This window comes from Archangium violaceum, assembly GCF_016887565.1.
Classification (GTDB): Bacteria; Myxococcota; Myxococcia; order Myxococcales; family Myxococcaceae; genus Archangium; species Archangium violaceum_B.
On sequence record NZ_CP069396.1, the window covers coordinates 4,412,526 to 4,426,794 of the forward strand.

15 protein-coding genes are annotated in these 14,269 nt (G+C 68.0%); 5 read left to right on the forward strand and 10 right to left on the reverse strand.

What is annotated here, in order from left to right:
- Positions 1-5: 5 nt before the first annotated feature.
- The 9 genes from JRI60_RS18245 to JRI60_RS18285 form a co-directional block, all read right to left on the reverse strand.
- The gene (locus JRI60_RS18245) at positions 6-1,874 is read right to left on the reverse strand and encodes a hypothetical protein (RefSeq protein WP_204227135.1); all 1,869 of its coding nucleotides are present in this window, start codon (positions 1,872-1,874) and stop codon (positions 6-8) included.
- Complete coding sequence (locus JRI60_RS18250) at positions 1,874-2,500, reverse strand: OmpA/MotB family protein (RefSeq protein ID WP_204227136.1); 627 nt, start codon at positions 2,498-2,500, stop codon at positions 1,874-1,876. The genes JRI60_RS18245 and JRI60_RS18250 overlap by 1 nt, the downstream gene beginning before the upstream one ends.
- A gap of 9 nt (positions 2,501-2,509) precedes the next feature.
- Positions 2,510-3,217, reverse strand: coding sequence for a MotA/TolQ/ExbB proton channel family protein (locus JRI60_RS18255; protein WP_204227137.1), 708 nt, complete (start codon positions 3,215-3,217; stop codon positions 2,510-2,512).
- 15 nt (positions 3,218-3,232) lie between these two features.
- Entirely contained in the window at positions 3,233-3,862 is a 630-nt protein-coding gene (locus tag JRI60_RS18260; protein ID WP_204227138.1) for a tetratricopeptide repeat protein, read from the reverse strand.
- Positions 3,859-4,821: a hypothetical protein gene (locus JRI60_RS18265; RefSeq protein WP_204227139.1), complete on the reverse strand. Its 963-nt coding sequence runs from the start codon at positions 4,819-4,821 to the stop codon at positions 3,859-3,861. Before JRI60_RS18265 ends, JRI60_RS18260 begins: the two co-directional genes overlap by 4 nt.
- Positions 4,812-6,017 (reverse strand): hypothetical protein, encoded by a 1,206-nt coding sequence (locus JRI60_RS18270; protein WP_204227140.1) that lies wholly within the window; start codon positions 6,015-6,017, stop codon positions 4,812-4,814. Before JRI60_RS18270 ends, JRI60_RS18265 begins: the two co-directional genes overlap by 10 nt.
- On the reverse strand, positions 6,014-6,655 hold the full coding sequence (locus JRI60_RS18275) for a hypothetical protein (RefSeq protein ID WP_204227141.1): 642 nt from the start codon (positions 6,653-6,655) through the stop codon (positions 6,014-6,016). The genes JRI60_RS18270 and JRI60_RS18275 overlap by 4 nt, the downstream gene beginning before the upstream one ends.
- Complete coding sequence (locus JRI60_RS18280; RefSeq protein WP_204227142.1) at positions 6,655-7,398, reverse strand: hypothetical protein; 744 nt, start codon at positions 7,396-7,398, stop codon at positions 6,655-6,657. Before JRI60_RS18280 ends, JRI60_RS18275 begins: the two co-directional genes overlap by 1 nt.
- A 163-nt stretch (positions 7,399-7,561) precedes the next feature.
- A complete protein-coding gene (locus tag JRI60_RS18285; protein WP_204227143.1) occupies positions 7,562-8,494 on the reverse strand; it encodes a LysR family transcriptional regulator in 933 nt (310 codons plus the stop codon).
- A 160-nt stretch (positions 8,495-8,654) separates the two neighbouring features.
- On the opposite strand from JRI60_RS18285, the gene JRI60_RS18290 reads away from it, so the two are divergent.
- The 3 genes from JRI60_RS18290 to JRI60_RS18300 all read left to right on the forward strand — a co-directional run bounded on the left by JRI60_RS18290 (position 8,655) and on the right by JRI60_RS18300 (position 11,448).
- On the forward strand, positions 8,655-9,461 hold the full coding sequence (locus JRI60_RS18290) for an SDR family NAD(P)-dependent oxidoreductase (RefSeq protein WP_204227144.1): 807 nt from the start codon (positions 8,655-8,657) through the stop codon (positions 9,459-9,461).
- Positions 9,458-10,462 carry an SMP-30/gluconolactonase/LRE family protein gene (locus JRI60_RS18295; RefSeq protein WP_204227145.1) on the forward strand — a complete coding sequence of 335 codons (1,005 nt, stop codon included), beginning with the start codon at positions 9,458-9,460 and terminating at the stop codon, positions 10,460-10,462. Before JRI60_RS18290 ends, JRI60_RS18295 begins: the two co-directional genes overlap by 4 nt.
- Positions 10,463-10,617: 155 nt before the next feature.
- A complete protein-coding gene (locus JRI60_RS18300; protein ID WP_204227146.1) occupies positions 10,618-11,448 on the forward strand; it encodes an oxidoreductase in 831 nt (276 codons plus the stop codon).
- A gap of 81 nt (positions 11,449-11,529) precedes the next feature.
- On the opposite strand, the gene JRI60_RS18305 is transcribed toward JRI60_RS18300, so the two are convergent.
- The gene (locus JRI60_RS18305) at positions 11,530-11,781 is read right to left on the reverse strand and encodes a hypothetical protein (RefSeq protein WP_204227147.1); all 252 of its coding nucleotides are present in this window, start codon (positions 11,779-11,781) and stop codon (positions 11,530-11,532) included.
- Between the two features lie 445 nt (positions 11,782-12,226).
- Here JRI60_RS18305 and JRI60_RS18310 point away from each other — a divergent pair, with 445 nt between their 5' ends.
- Both JRI60_RS18310 and JRI60_RS18315 read left to right on the forward strand, forming a co-directional pair.
- Positions 12,227-13,210, forward strand: a complete 984-nt coding sequence (locus JRI60_RS18310) for a radical SAM protein (protein ID WP_204227148.1) — start codon at positions 12,227-12,229, stop codon at positions 13,208-13,210.
- A gap of 14 nt (positions 13,211-13,224) precedes the next feature.
- Positions 13,225-14,244 carry a deoxyguanosinetriphosphate triphosphohydrolase gene (locus JRI60_RS18315; protein ID WP_204227149.1) on the forward strand — a complete coding sequence of 340 codons (1,020 nt, stop codon included), beginning with the start codon at positions 13,225-13,227 and terminating at the stop codon, positions 14,242-14,244.
- Positions 14,245-14,269: the final 25 nt, after the last annotated feature.

The window sequence follows — 14,269 nt, forward strand, 5'->3', positions numbered from 1 at the left end:
CCCTCCTAGGAGATGATCTCCGCGAAGGAGACCTTCCCTCGCGCGACCTGCTTCTTCACGGCCGAGATCAACTCGTTCTGGCCGCGCCGCGCGGCCCTGAGCTGCTCCTCGCGCGAGACGAACGACATGTTGGCGCGGATGGCGCTCTGCATCGCCGGCGCGAGCCGCGCGATGAAGCTCTCCTGCCACGCGGGCTGTTGCACCGAGGACCAGCCGGCGAGCCCCCGGACGTCGACGTCGAGCAGCAGGTCCCTCTGGAGCTCGTCGGGCAGCTTGAGCAGCATGTCGCCGTAGAGGATGTCCTGGTACCAGAGCGGCAGCGTCCCGCCGGAGCGCCCCAGCGCCCGCGCGAACAGCGAACCGCGCTCGGAGGATTCGATCAGCGGCAACAGCACCGAGAGCGCACCGGCGGCGTCGAACTGGCGACCCCGGTCCAGGATGCCCTGGGCCGGAGGCGCCGGGGGAAGCGGCTTCCCCGCGCGCGCGGCGTCGAGCACCTCGAACAGGTGGACCGTCTCCTCCTTCGAGATGCGGTTGGACGCGAGCAGCTCGTTGGCGATCCGCACCCGCAGCTCGGGCGACATGATCCGCGCCACGTCCTGCTGGCAGTCGGTGGGCACGTGCCCGAACAGCAGCGCCCCATGACGTGGCGACAGGCTGTCGATCAGGTTCGCCACGCCGTTGGAGCCGAACTCCTCGCGGAGGCTGCGGTACACCTCGGCGTCCGCCTGGGCCATCAGCGTGGAGGAGATGGCGTGCTGGTTCAGCAATCGGAAGAACTCCGCGTCCGAGAGCAGCGCCTTCTCGTCCACCGTCTTCAAATACCCGGCGAACTCCACCTTGCGCACGGCGAGCTCACCGTCCGAGGTGAAGGCCAGGGACAGCCGATCGCCGAAGACGAAGATGGCCTTGGCCAGCAGCTCGAACTCGCCGGCCTTCAGCCAGTCGCGCAGCAGCTCCACCACCACGCTCTCGCCCTTGGCCAGCTCGGCCTGGGCGATCCGGTCGTTCCACAGCTGCTGCTGGGCCGTGACGAACGCGGTCTCCGCGTCTTCTTTGGAAGGCGCCGGGTCCGCCCCGTCTGGAGATGGCTCCTCGGCGTTCGGGGGTGTCTCGGCCTCCGCCGGCTTGTCGAGCGAACCCGCCGCGAGCTGCGCCGCCAGCGCCTTCTCCTCGAGCGTCTCTCGCCCAAGGCGACGCAGGGCCCAGATGACGGTCAGCGTCGCCATCGTCAACATGACCAACGCGATCATCCACGAGAAGTGCGGAAGCAGGCTGACCCAGAGCTCGCGCAGCGCGACGCCGGCTTCCCACGTCGGCGGCGCCGGCGGCTCCACCGGCTTCTCCTCGACCACCGGCGCCGGAGGCTTCGGGGGCTCGGGCGGAGGCGGAGACTCGCGCAGTCCCGGAGAGATCGGCTGGAGGATCTGCCGACCGACCTTCACCTTGAGCCAACCCTTCGACAGCCGCTGCTCGAGGCGCCGGACCAGGGCCTGGACGTCCTGGGTGGGGACCGATTTCTCGTGGGTGAACTCGCACTGCGCCTGCGTCAGGTACTCCTGCGGCGGCACGCTGCCGGGGCCTTCGGTCTGGCCGAGCCCGGGCAGCGAGCTGGTGCGCGGCATGTCGACGGTGACGTGGTCGCGGTAGACACAGCCCTTGGAGAAGCAGCGCTCGGGGGCGCAGTCCTGTGCCAGCGCGAGATCGAACTGACTCTCGAGCGTGCGCAGCTCCAGGAGGACGGGCGAGGGGACATGGCTCTGCGGCACCGGCGCCGGCGCGTCAGGGAGGCTGGTACCAGCCGGGGGTTGGGTCTGGGCCGACGCCACGGTGCTCAACGCGACCCAGGCGACGAGGACGGCGAAACGTCTCATCAGTAGATCCTCACGACGACACGGCGGTGCCGGGCCAGGCGCTCGTCTTCGCTCAGGCCCTTCAGCAGTTGTTCGGGGAGCGGCTTCGTCTCGGCGTAGCCCTCGACGCGGATGCGCGAGCGGTCGAGCCCGACCTCCTCCAGCCGCTGCCGCACCACGATGGCGCGCGCGCTGGAGAGCTCCCAGTTGCTCGCGAACACTCCACCGCTCACGATCGGTGTCGAGTCGGTGTGCCCCTCGACCGCGAAGTTGTACTTCGAGGAGTACGGCACGAGCTCCTTCAGCATCGACGCCACGGTCTCCTCGAACTCCGGCCGGATCTTAGCCTTCCCCGAGTCGAACACGAGCCCGGAGTTGAGGGACACCTCCAGCCCCGCATCGGTCACCGTGGTGGTCACGAGATTCTGCAGGTTCTTGGCGGCGATCTGCGCCTCGAGCTCCTTGCGGATCGACTCCAGGCTCGCCGGGCTCTGCTTGCCGGAGATGCTCTGGGCGATCTGCTGCATCTTCAGCTTGCTGAAGTTCGCCGCGGTCAGCAGCACCACGAAGAACAGCAGCAGGTTGGTGATCAGATCGGCATAGCTGAGTAGCCAGCTCTCCTCATGCCCTGCTTTCCGTCTTTGCATGGCTCACCATCACCGCTCGCCGCGGGAGACGATCTCGTTGACGCTCTTCTCGCACCGCTCGAGCAACCCCAGGCGGTCGTCGAGCAGCCCGTTGAGGTAGTGCCCGATCGGCCCGGCCACGCCAGCGCCGAACGCCACGCCGTACAGGGTCGCGAGCAGTGCCAGCGACATCGCCGCGCCGATGTTGAGGTTCTCCGAGCTCATGTTGCGGAAGAGCTGGATCATGCCGGTGATGGTGCCGACCATGCCGAACGCCGGCCCCAGCTTGGAGAGCATCTCCCAGTTGTGGATCGCCGGCTGCCACCGGCTGATCTCCTCGTGCCGCAGCTCGGTGAAGGTCTTGTTGCTGGAGGCTTCGGTCGCCCGGTTGAGAATCAACTCCAGCATCTGCTTCACCGCGGGGAAGCGGCTGTTCGCGGCCAGATCGACCGCCTGGCTGCGCTTGCCGTCGCGCCACAGCGCGGACAGCTGATCGCGCTCGGCCTCCATGGCCCGGGTGGTCCGGCCGAACAGCGCCAGTCCGGGGAGCAGCTCACGCAGGCACAGGATGGTGCGCCACGCGGTGGTGTGGCTGGAGCTCACCAGCACCGCCGAGCACGACCCGACCAGCACCATCACGAGCGCGTGGGCGTCGAACGCGGAGATGACCGCGTCACTGCGATCCTTGAACCCGTACCAGATGATGAAGCCCAACAACACGAACCCGATGATCTGCACGACGTGCTTCTCCTGTCACTGCTGGCGCTGGAGCTCTTCGAGCTTCTTGCGGACGCCCGGCTCACTCTCGATGGCTTCGACCTGCTCGTAGATTTGGATGGCCTTCTCGCGCTCCCCCATCATCAGGAGCAGCGACCCCTTGGCCCGCAGGAACTCGGGGTGCGACTTGTAGCGTGCCAACACGGTCTCACACCACTCGAGAGCCAGGTGGTAGTTGCCCTCGCGGGTGGCCTGCTCCATCAAGGTGCGCGCGCGGGTGATGCTCACCTCCGGCGCCTCTTCGTCGATGCGCAGGCCGCGCGCCCGGTAGGCCTCGATGAGCGCCTTGTCCGCCGCGGAGGGCGGCGGTGGCACCAGCCGGCTGGCGGGGATGGTCTTCACGTCGCCGTTGCCCGCGCCGTGCTCGATGACGATGCGCTGACCCGTGGCCAGCATGGGCACGTCGACCTCGGTCATCAGGTTGCCGTCGTTCCAGCGGACCTTCATCACCGTGGTCGAGCCGAATCCGAAGGGCCGCACCAGTGTCCCTTCCTCCTTGAGCGCCTCGGGCTTCTTCGGCGCCGGCTCGACCAGGTAATAGGTGTAGTTCCGCGTCGCGCAAGCGGAGGCCAGGAGCGGCAGCAGGATGAGCAGGACTCGGTTCATGGCAGGAAGGGCAGGGCGGTGATGTTCATCAGGGAGATCCCGAAGCCGATTCTCCCATTGGTGGACGCGGTGAACGTGACGCCGTAGTTCGAGCTGGCGATCGGCAGGCGCACCACGAAGACGGCGGTCAGCAGCGGGTCGATGATCTCGGTCGTCTGGCCGCCGATGCCGCTGGCGATGGCCGTGGGCACGCTCAGCAGGACCTTGGCGCCGACCATGATGTTCAGCGCGTTGGGGATGACGCGGTAGTAGGCGCCGCCCACGCCAATCAGCGGGTCGTAGGCGGAGAGGGACAAGCCGGCGAGGTTCGCGTTGGTGTCGCCCCACTGCTCCGCGAAATCCAGGGAGATGTGCTGGCCGGGGTACATCGTCACGTCGAGGAACGTGTGGGTGAGGCTGTCTCCCCGCGCGCGCCGCTCCAGCTCCTCGGTGAGGGTGAAGTTGCGGCGGGTGCGGGCCAGCTCGGTGAGCCCCGGGTCGAAGTTCTGCACGAACACGATGCGGCTGTTGTGCAGATTGATGATGCGCAACGAAACGCCCTCCAGCGTCTCGTCGAGCCAGATCGCCACCCGGGCCGGCGGGGCCTTTCCACGTGCGTTCTCGTCCAGCCGGATGATCTCCTCTGTTCCCAGCGTGGTCGTGAACTGCTCGAGCCGGCCCTCCTCCACGAACAGGCGCGACGCCATGCACGCCTCGCAGGAACGGAGCGCGGCGGAGCCGAACACGCGAACCAGGGTCTGCAACGCGGCGGTCGGGTACCAGGCTCTCGACTCCTCGAAAGCCGGCGAGACGCTCACCACGATGGCGGGAGTCACGTCCTTCAACGCGATCCCGCCCTGCTCCAGGCGCAGGGTGAGGGTCTCCTCCACCCGGGCGAGCGCCTCGCGCGAGGTGTCACGCTGGGCGAGGGCCACGGTCGGCAGCAACACGGCGAGGAGTGCGAGGCGCGTCAGAAGCAAAACGTCACCTCCGCGCCCACCGTGTGGAACTTCAGGATGTCGAGCAGGTTCAGGTGGGCACCGACCGAGGGCGCATTGTCGAGCGCCGGCGCGGACTCGAGGAACACCGAAGCCCCGATGCGATTCCCGACGCGCAGCTCGAGCCCGATCGGAAACGCGGCGAAGGTGGCGTGGGGCTGGACGAGCAGCTGCGGGATGTTGGAGAGGACATCCTCCAGGTTCAGCACCTGGTTCTGGAACACCCGCGCGCCCTGCCCGTGGATGGAGATCACGGAGCCGCCCACGAAGACGTAGAGATCCGGCCGGGTGAGCGATGCGACCGAGCCGGTGAGCAGGCGGGAGATGCGCGCCTGCGCCATGAAGCCCGTGTGCAGTTGGGGCATCCAGGTGACGCCCGCCGAGATGGTGCCGGTCCAGGCCCGTGCCTGGGTGAGCGCCATCTCGGTCCCGACCTGTAGCCAGATGAAGGGCATCGCCGCGACCGCGGTTCCGTTGGATGGCGGGCCGTAGCTCCGCACCGCGATGCGCATCGGCACGGTGAACACGCCGCGGCCCTGGAGGGCGTCGAGGTACTCCTTGCGCGCCTCGGTCGCGCTCTTGAGCTGGTCCCCCGAGCGCAGCAGCGCTGGCGACGACGTGGAGGTCGTGAGGGTCCGCGCGTGGATGATCGGCAGCGCAGGCTCTAGCGAGGTGATGCGGGCGCGCAGCACCAGCGCGCTGCCTTCCGCCTCGAAGTCGAGGAAGATCGCATGGCGCGCACCGGAGAGCGCGCCCGCGGCGGCCAGCGCTTCCGGCTGGTCCACGCCGCGGGAGACGATCGTCCCCTTCGCGCCCGAGTGCACCATCACCGCGGTGCACTGCGGGCAGTGCGCCAGGGTCAGCCGGGTGCGCGGGTTCTTCACCACCAGGTTGGCGAAGTGGTTCTCGATCAGGGCCGCCAGTCCACTGCCGAATCCCACCGGCACGGTGACGTCGGCGAGCACCACCGGCGTCTCCAGCTCGAAGACCGGCTGCTGCGTCCAGCCGTAGACGAGCTCGTCGAGCAGGTCGTACGCCTGAAGCTGGATCTGCCCCGCCACCTCCGCGCGGAGCTTCTCCATCTGCGCCCGCTGCGCCTCGGCGACCTCCGGGGCCACCGCCGCCCACGACGACGAGGAGACCAGCGCGAGCGCGAGTGCGAGAAGCGCCGGCCTCATCGCAGCCATCTCCACTCTCCATTCAGACACAGTCCGGCGTGGAGCTGCGTCTCCCGTTCGTCGATCAGCATGATCCCCAGGAACGCGTCGTTCTCGCCGAGCGCGCGTTGAGCGAAGTAGCGCTTGCACGCCAGCGGATAGGCATCCTTCGGCGCCATCCGGCCGAGCACCGCGATGTCGCCCGCGGCGAGGACCGGAACCTTGTCGGAGACCCTGCGTCCCTGCTCGGCGAGCTCGGTGCGCGCCGCCACCGAGATCTTCGCCGCCACCTCGGGCTGGGGATAGAAGGCGTCGACGTGCCAGTTGAGCTCGCCCGGCCCCAGCGCGCTGGCGACCTCGGCGATCTCTCCCACCGACTCGCGCAGCGAAGCGAGGATGACTTCGTCGCGCTCCGGCCGCTCTCCATCGCGCATGATGCGCCGGGTGCAGATGAGCGCCTCGGACTCCTGGTTCGCCATGCGCGCGAGCGGCGCGGGGATTTCACCCGGGTGGAGCTCATGCGCCCGCTGCTGGCTCACGCGCGAGCAGTCGAGATTGCGCGCCTCTGACTTGTCGTGCCAGATGCCGGGCGCGGGGTCGTACGGGCGCCCCGAGGACACCGAGAGTTGCACCAGGAGGAAGACCAGCAGGGTTTCCATTATGGCTCCGTGCCCGTCTGGCGCTGTTCGCCCCCGCCCTGAGAACGGGGCTCGAACGAGCGCAGCACTTCGGAGCGGACCCGCGCGTTGAAGGCGAGCTGGCTCAGCTGTGCATAGAAGTCGCGCGAGAAGTCCCGCGCCGGCGCCTCGCCCGTGAGCTCCTCCTCCGGTGGGCGCACGAGGGCGTCGAGCACCCAGTTCACGCCCCAGATTCCGGCGCCGAAGTACTCGATGAAGCGCGCCTTCAGGCTGTCGGATGCGAGCAGGAACCCGCTCGCGTCGCGAATGGTCACGTCCTGCGCGACACTGTACTCCGTGAAGGCCGGCACGATCGTGAATGAGAGGGCCGTGAGGGCCCACAGCGGGCCGCTGCTCTCCTTGTGGAGGAGCCGCGACGACAGATCGACGACCAGGTCGGGCTGGGTGCCCTCTTCGAGGCTCCGCGACGATCTGCCATTGCGTGGCACGTCGGTTTCGACCTTCGCGCCCTGGTTTCGGAACAGCGCGCCGACCCTGCGGCAGAGCAGCTCGGCGTCGCTCGCCTTGAGGTAGTCCCCCGGGACGCAGCGCACGAGCAGGCGCATGCCCTCGAAGTTCGCGAGCCGCGGATCGACGATCGCCGGGCGCTGCAATGAGCTGAGCGGCTGGTACACGGTGACGCAGCCGGAGAGCAGCGCGCCCAACAGCAGCACCCGGCCCGCGTTACTCGCCGTGCACCTGGATTTCACAGCACGACTCGTCATGGGGTCGGCGACCTCGTGCAACTGTTGGGCCGACGCCTTTCAAAGGGAGAACGAGGCGAGCTGTGCGATCCAGGACCAGCGATCCGCGACACGGATGTCGCATTTGCGTTCATTGTCGGGCGCGACCATATCAGAATCCTGAACCCGGCGTGTTCCCCCCTCCTCACCGCTCCCCCCTCCTCTCCCACGGTGGCGAGCCCGCGTACCGCTCCGCGAGGAAGGAGACGAAGGCCCGCACCTTTGACGGCACCAGCCGCCCCGGCGGATGCACCGCGAAAATGCCGGTGTCAGGCACGGACCACCCCTCCAGCACCCGCACGAGCCGCCCGGCGCGCAGGTCCTCCGCGATGAGGAACGTGGCCAGCACGGAGACACCACAACCCGCCACTGCCGCCTGCCGCAACGCCTCGGCGTTGTCCGCGACGAGCGCCGGGCGGCCTCGTGCGGTCACCTGCTCTTCCCCCCTCTGAAGGTTCCACGACTGACCGTCCGACAGCAGGCTGAAGTAGAGACACGCGTGGTGCGCGAGGTCCTCCGGCTTGGCCAGCGGCCGCCGGCCCCGGAGGTAGGAGGGGGCCGCGACGATGAGGCGGTGGTTCGTCGCGAGCCGGCGCACCACGAGGCTGGAGTTGGTGAGCGCGCCGATGCGGATGGCCACGTCGAACCGCTCCTGCACGAGGTCCACGTAGCGGTCCATGAACGAGAACTCCAGCCCGATGCGCGGGTAGCGGCGCAGGAAGTCCGGCAGCAGCGGCGCCACCTGGAGTTGGCCGAACAGGTTGGGCACGGCCACCCGCAACCGCCCCCGGGGCTCCCCCGCCAGGCCCGAGACGAGCGCCTCCGCGTCCTCCACGCGGGTGAGCACATCGGTGCACCGCTCCAGGTACAGCGTCCCGGCTTCCGTCAGCGACACGTGACGCGTGGTGCGCCGCAGGAGCGCGGTGCCCAGCGCGTCCTCCAGCCGGGCGATGCGCCGGCTCAGGGAGGAGGCGCTGATGCCCAGCTCGCGCGCCGCGTCCACGAAGCTCAGCGCCCGCGCCACCGCCGTGAAGCTGAGCATGTCCTCCAGCCGGTCCCTCAGTGCCACGCGCTCCATGCCCTGCTCCTCCGCATTGTTGCGTGCGGTGCAAGAGTCTAGTGCGGCGCCCCGCGATGATGGGACGAAAGCCCTGGGCTACTTGTGCACCACACGCATCGGAGAGCGCGAGGGCCATCCAGGCCGCGCGCGCTTCCGGGCTCCCGCGGAGTGCAGGCACATGGCGGACACAACGGGGTCGAAGTCGTTCCAGGAGAAGGTGGTCCTCGTCACGGGGGCCGGAAGCGGAATCGGGCAGGCCGCGGCGGTGGCCTTCGCTCGCGAGGGCGCCACGGTGGTCCTCGCGGGCCGGCGGCGCGCGGAGCTGGACGCGGTGGCGGCGGAAGTCGAGGCGGCCGGAGGACGGGCACTCGCCCTCCCCACGGACGTGGCGAAGGTGGACGAGGTGGAGCGGCTCGTCCGCACGACGCTCGAGCGGTTCGACCGGCTGGACGCCGCCTTCAACAACGCGGGCGTGGAGGGCACCTTCGCCCCCATCCATGAATTGAAGGCCGAGGACTTCGACCACACCTTCGACATCAACGTGCGCGGCGTGTGGCTGTGCATGAAGTACGAGGTGGACGCCATGCTGCGCTCCGGGCGCGGCGGGGCCATCGTCAACAACTCCTCGTGGCTGGCACATGGCGCGCTGCCGGGCACCTCCCTCTACGCCGCCAGCAAGGCAGCGCTGGACGGGATGATTCGCGCGGTGGCGCTGGAGGGCATGGAGCGCGGTGTACGCGTGAACAACGTCAACCCCGGCATCATCGACACGCCCATGCTCCGCCGCCTCTCCACGGAGGAGACGCGGCGTCCCTTCATCACCCACACGCCCGCGCGCCGGCTCGGCAGCCCGGAGGAGGTAGCGGACGTGGTCCTCTGGCTGTGCTCCGACGGTGCCCGCTTCGTCACGGGGCAGAACGTCCTGGTCGATGGCGGCTACACCATTGCCGGCCACCGCCCCTGGGCGGGCACGGAGGCGCGATGAGTGGCCTGCACATCCTGGGAGCTCTCACCACCGCGCTGCTCATGGCCACGTCCCCCGTCACGGTGGGCGCCGCCCTGCGCGAGCGGCTGCCGCTGCCCGAGGGCCTCACATATCCCAACGGCATTACCCACGCCGAGGACGGGACGCTCTTCGTCGGCTCGGTGTCGAACGGGCGCATCCTGCGCAGGGCCCCGGGTGGCGAATGGACGGTGCTGTTCCCCGGCTCCGAGGAGATCTTCGCCGTGACGAGCCTGCGGCTCGATGCGCCGCGCGGCCTGCTGTGGGGCACCTCGCCCGACGCCATGGGACTGCTGCGTCCGGATGGCACCCTGGGGAAGCGTGCGCCCCGGCTCTTCGCGGTGGATGCGCGCACGGGCGAGGTCCGGCGCATCCTCCCCGTGCCGGAGGGAGGCTTGGGCAACGACATCACCGTCACTCCCGATGGCGGCCTGTACGTGACGGATAGCACGCGGGCCTCCGTCCTCTACCTGCGTCCCGGGGGGGAGCGGCTGGAGACGTACGTGTCCGATACCCGCTTCGCGTCCAAGGCGGCGGGACTGTCTGGCATTGGCCCCGCGGGCATCGCGCTGGCGCCAGATGGGCGGACGCTCGCCGTCAACACGTTTGGGCCGGGCCGGCTCTTCCTCGTGCGCCCGGGAACGGCGGGAGCGACACCCACCGTGAGCGAGGTGGAGTTGCCGCGCCGTCTGGAGAATCCGGATGGAATGCGCTTCGCACCCGATGGCCGGCTGCTCGTGCTGGAGGGTGCGGCGAACAGTGGCGATGGGCGCGTGGTCCGCATCGACGTGCTTGGAAGGGCCTCCGGTCCGAGACCCATCGAGGTGCTGGCCTCCAGCATGGAGTCTCCCGTCAACCTCACGGTGGAATCGAATGGCCGCATCTGGGTGACCGAGGCCCGGCTGCGCGACAGGTTGCTGAAGGGCGCGGCGGCGAAGGTGCCGGATGCGTTCTGGGTGACGAAGCTGGTGCTCGGGGATTGAGCGAGGGGCCGCGACTCCGCCAGACTCCTCTCACGGCCGGTTGCTCGAGCGTGGAGTTCCCGCGGCGGTTCTGGCTGGAGGACACCCTCTGCTCATGGAACGATGGCGAGGCGCCCGAGCGCCGCTGATCCACGCCAGAGCAAGAGGAGCCGCACATGGCTGAAAGAAAGGTCTGTCTCGTCACCGGTGCCTCGTCCGGCATCGGGCTGGCCGCCGCGTTGGAGCTGGTGCGCGCCGGCCACACGGTGTACGGCGCCGCGCGGCGCGTGGAGCGGATGGACGCTCTTCGCGCGGCGGGCGGCCACCCGCTCGCCCTGGACGTCTCGCACGATGCGGACGTGGAGCGCGTGGTGCGCACCCTCCTCGACGCGCAGGGGCGGATCGACGTCCTCGTGAACAACGCGGGGGTCGGGCTGCACGGCTCGATCGAGGACACGCCGCTCGAGAAGGCGCGCCACCTGTTCGAGGTCAACCTCTTCGGCGCGGCCCGGTTGGTCCAGCTCGTCCTGCCGGCGATGCGCAAGCAGGGGTCGGGCACCATCGTCAACGTCTCGTCGATCGGCGGCGAGATCGCCCTCCCTCTGGGCGCCTGGTACTACGCATCGAAACACGCACTGGAGGCGTTCTCCGACTCACTCCGCCAGGAGGTCGGGAGGTTCGGCGTTCGCGTGGTGTTGATCCAGCCGGGCATCATCAAGACGGAGTTCGAGAAGGGCACCGCCCAGGAGCTGCGCGACGTCTCGGGGCACGGCGCCTACGCGAACATGGCGGAGGCGATGGCGAAGAAGGCCGACCAGGCGTTCAGCAGCGGCGAGAGCAAGGCGTCGGATCCATCGGTGGTCGCTGAAGCGATCCGGGAGGCGATCGACTCGCCGTCGCCGAAGGCCCGCTACGTCGTGGGCTACCTCGGCAGGATGCTGCTGATGATGAACCGCGTCCTCCCGGATCGGGCGTGGGACCGGATGGTGACGGCACGGCTCCACTGAGCGCCAAGGGGCCGATATCGAACCTGGCGATACGCCACCTCTCGCCGGAGCACCCCGGCGAGAGGCGGCCGGTCACGAGCCTCACTCGGTCAGGCAGACCCACTTGTTGGAGGGGATGTTCTGGCAGAAGCACTCGCCAAAGGTGCCATTGGCCCACTGGCAGCCCAACTCCGCGTCCGGACGACAGACGCGGCCCTGGAGATACTCACAGCTCTGGATGAGCGCGGCGGAGTCCTGACCGAGCTCCGAGCCTTCCTCCGTCACCTCCGTTCCACCACAGCCCATCCCGAAGACAGAAACGACGGCGACCATCGCGAGCCCACGAAGAAACATGGTGACACTCCTTTTCGCTGGTGAGGTGCTGATGCAACAGCCTACGGAAGCGCTGGCCAAGGCTTCCCTGAAAGTCGTGATTCAACCGCAAAGCTCCGCGCGCAGCGGTCTCAGCGTTCGAGATTGCGGAACGGATTGTTGAACGGCTCCGCGCCCTTCGCGGAGGCATGACGGAAGCCTCGGCGTTCGCGTCTTCCAGGTCATCGCGTGTCACCAGATTGAAAAGGAAACGAAGCCCGTTGCAAAGTAAGTGAGATTAACTTACTTTGGATTCCGGCGCAGGTCCACACCTTTCTGAGGTGCAGTCGATGAGCCAGCAGAACGCCGTGAGCCCCCTCTCGCGATCCCACGGGCCCCCAGTCCGACTTCCCACCCGATTTTCTGCATCATTTCCCTCCTCATCGGATCAGTCCATTCGCGAGGAGCTGCTTACGCCGGGGATGACATGGACGAGCTGACACGCAAAGGACTGAGGCGGATTGCCAGGGAGCTGGTGCCCATCAACGACTGGCGGGTTCACAAGCGGCTGAACCTGTACATCGACATCGGACCGCACTGTAACGCGGACTGCGGGTTTTGCGTCGCCAAGACCCGGGACCAGAAGCACCGCATCCGGAACCTCTCCCGGATGCTGGAGAGTTCCGCCGCCATCCGCGAGTATTGCTACAGCGTGGAGTTCGTGGGCGGCGAACCCCTGGTGTACATCAACAACGGCCTGAAAGAGCTGTTCGAGGTGTTTCGGGCCAACCGCAAGAAGATCATCACCACCAACGGACTGCGCCAACCGTTTCTGGCAAGCCTGGACTTCCTGGGCGAGTTCGAGCATGTGAACATCAGCCGCCATGCCGTTGACGATGCGCACAACGAGCAGATCTTTCGCACCGGCAAGCTGCTCACCCTGGCCGACATCGGGGCGCTGCCCCCGTCCCTGAAGCAGAAGATCCGGATGAACACCACTTGTCATGCGGACAAGGGCATCCACCAGTGGTCGTCCATGTGGGAGTTCATCCAGGCGTTCAACGACCAGGGCATTCATCAGTTCATGTTCGCGAACCTGAACAAGCTCCCCCAGGGGCAGTACCAGGAGGAGATGGAGGCATTCACCACGGCCCACCGGCTCGATGATGGCTTCTTCGATGACGTCGAGCACAACCTGTGCCGCCAGGGGTACCACAAGGTCCGCGAGATGACTGGCTTCGGGTATGTTGTCCGGATTCTCCAGAACGGATCGACGTCCGTGGTGCTCAAGGAAAATGACGACACCGCCATCCGGGATGTCTTGGATTCGGTCTATCAGCACAACCGCATGGTGCTGGATCTGATCTTGACCCCTTCAGGCAAGGTGTACACCGACTGGTTCTTGACCAACGAACTGCCCATCACCCCGGGGCCGCAGCAGAGCGGCACCGCCGCATCCATCGAATCATGACACCCAGGAGAGCCATGCCCGGCATCGAGATCCGCACGTCCCCGACCCACGCCATGCGCGAGCGCCAGGAGGCCATCGAGGCCGCGATCCTGCATCCGCGGGCCGCGCGGTCGGTCGAGTCGCGGGGGAGGGATGAGAGCGAGCCCGCGTGTCCGGTGCGTACGGAGTTCCAGCGCGACCGGGACCGGGTGCTGCACAGCAAGGCCTTCCGCCGGCTCAAGCACAAGACCCAGGTCTTCATCGCCCCCGAGGGCGACCACTACCGCACGCGGCTCACCCACACGCTGGAAGTCGCGCAGATCTCCCGCACCGTGGCCCGCGCGCTGGGGCTGAACGAGGACCTGGTGGAGGCGATCGGGCTCGGGCACGACCTTGGCCACACGCCTTTCGGGGATGCGGGCGAGCACGTGCTCGACGAGCTGTGTCAGCCCGGCGGCTTCCGGCACAACGAGCAGAGCTTGCGCGTCGCGCAGACGCTCGAGCTCATGAACCTCACCTGGGAAGTGCGTGACGGCATCTTCCACCACACGAGCAGCGGCACGCCGACGACGCTCGAGGGGCAGATCGTGAAGATCTGCGACAGCGTCGCGTACCTCAACCACGACCTCGAAGACGCCGTGCGGGCGGGCATCCTGCGCGAGGACGAGCTGCCGCCCTTCATCCCCCGGGTCTTCGGCCCGGAGAAGGGAGACCGAATCGCCACGATCATCCGTGACCTGGTCACGACCAGCTCGGCGGATTACGAGTTCATCCGCATGAGCGAGGCGCTCCACGAGCCCTTCCTCGAGCTGCGAGCCTTCGTGGTCAAGCGCGTCTACACGGGCTCGCGGGCCAGGGTCGAGGAGGACAAGGCGATGGAGGTTGTCGCCCGCCTCTATCGTCACTTCTGCCAGGACCGTGCGGGCCTGGAGGCGGGCCTCGGACGCGCCATCCCAGCCGAAGAGACACCCAGGGCCGCCGCCGACTACATCTCGGGGATGACGGACCGCTCCGCGATGGCCCTCTACCAGCGCCTGTTCCTGCCCACTTTCTAGGGGGCGTCATCGTGGACGGCCCGAT

Coding starts and splice junctions, on each gene's coding strand:
- JRI60_RS18245 (WP_204227135.1), bottom strand. CDS start 1,874: ATGAGACGTTTCGCCGTCCTCGTCGCCTGGGTCGCGTTGAGCACCGTG.
- JRI60_RS18250 (WP_204227136.1), bottom strand. CDS start 2,500: ATGCAAAGACGGAAAGCAGGGCATGAGGAGAGCTGGCTACTCAGCTAT.
- JRI60_RS18260 (WP_204227138.1), bottom strand. CDS start 3,862: ATGAACCGAGTCCTGCTCATCCTGCTGCCGCTCCTGGCCTCCGCTTGC.
- JRI60_RS18270 (WP_204227140.1), bottom strand. CDS start 6,017: ATGAGGCCGGCGCTTCTCGCACTCGCGCTCGCGCTGGTCTCCTCGTCG.
- JRI60_RS18275 (WP_204227141.1), bottom strand. CDS start 6,655: ATGGAAACCCTGCTGGTCTTCCTCCTGGTGCAACTCTCGGTGTCCTCG.
- JRI60_RS18280 (WP_204227142.1), bottom strand. CDS start 7,398: ATGACGAGTCGTGCTGTGAAATCCAGGTGCACGGCGAGTAACGCGGGC.
- JRI60_RS18285 (WP_204227143.1), bottom strand. CDS start 8,494: ATGGAGCGCGTGGCACTGAGGGACCGGCTGGAGGACATGCTCAGCTTC.
- JRI60_RS18290 (WP_204227144.1), top strand. CDS start 8,655: ATGGCGGACACAACGGGGTCGAAGTCGTTCCAGGAGAAGGTGGTCCTC.
- JRI60_RS18295 (WP_204227145.1), top strand. CDS start 9,458: ATGAGTGGCCTGCACATCCTGGGAGCTCTCACCACCGCGCTGCTCATG.
- JRI60_RS18300 (WP_204227146.1), top strand. CDS start 10,618: ATGGCTGAAAGAAAGGTCTGTCTCGTCACCGGTGCCTCGTCCGGCATC.
- JRI60_RS18305 (WP_204227147.1), bottom strand. CDS start 11,781: ATGTTTCTTCGTGGGCTCGCGATGGTCGCCGTCGTTTCTGTCTTCGGG.
- JRI60_RS18310 (WP_204227148.1), top strand. CDS start 12,227: ATGGACGAGCTGACACGCAAAGGACTGAGGCGGATTGCCAGGGAGCTG.
- JRI60_RS18315 (WP_204227149.1), top strand. CDS start 13,225: ATGCCCGGCATCGAGATCCGCACGTCCCCGACCCACGCCATGCGCGAG.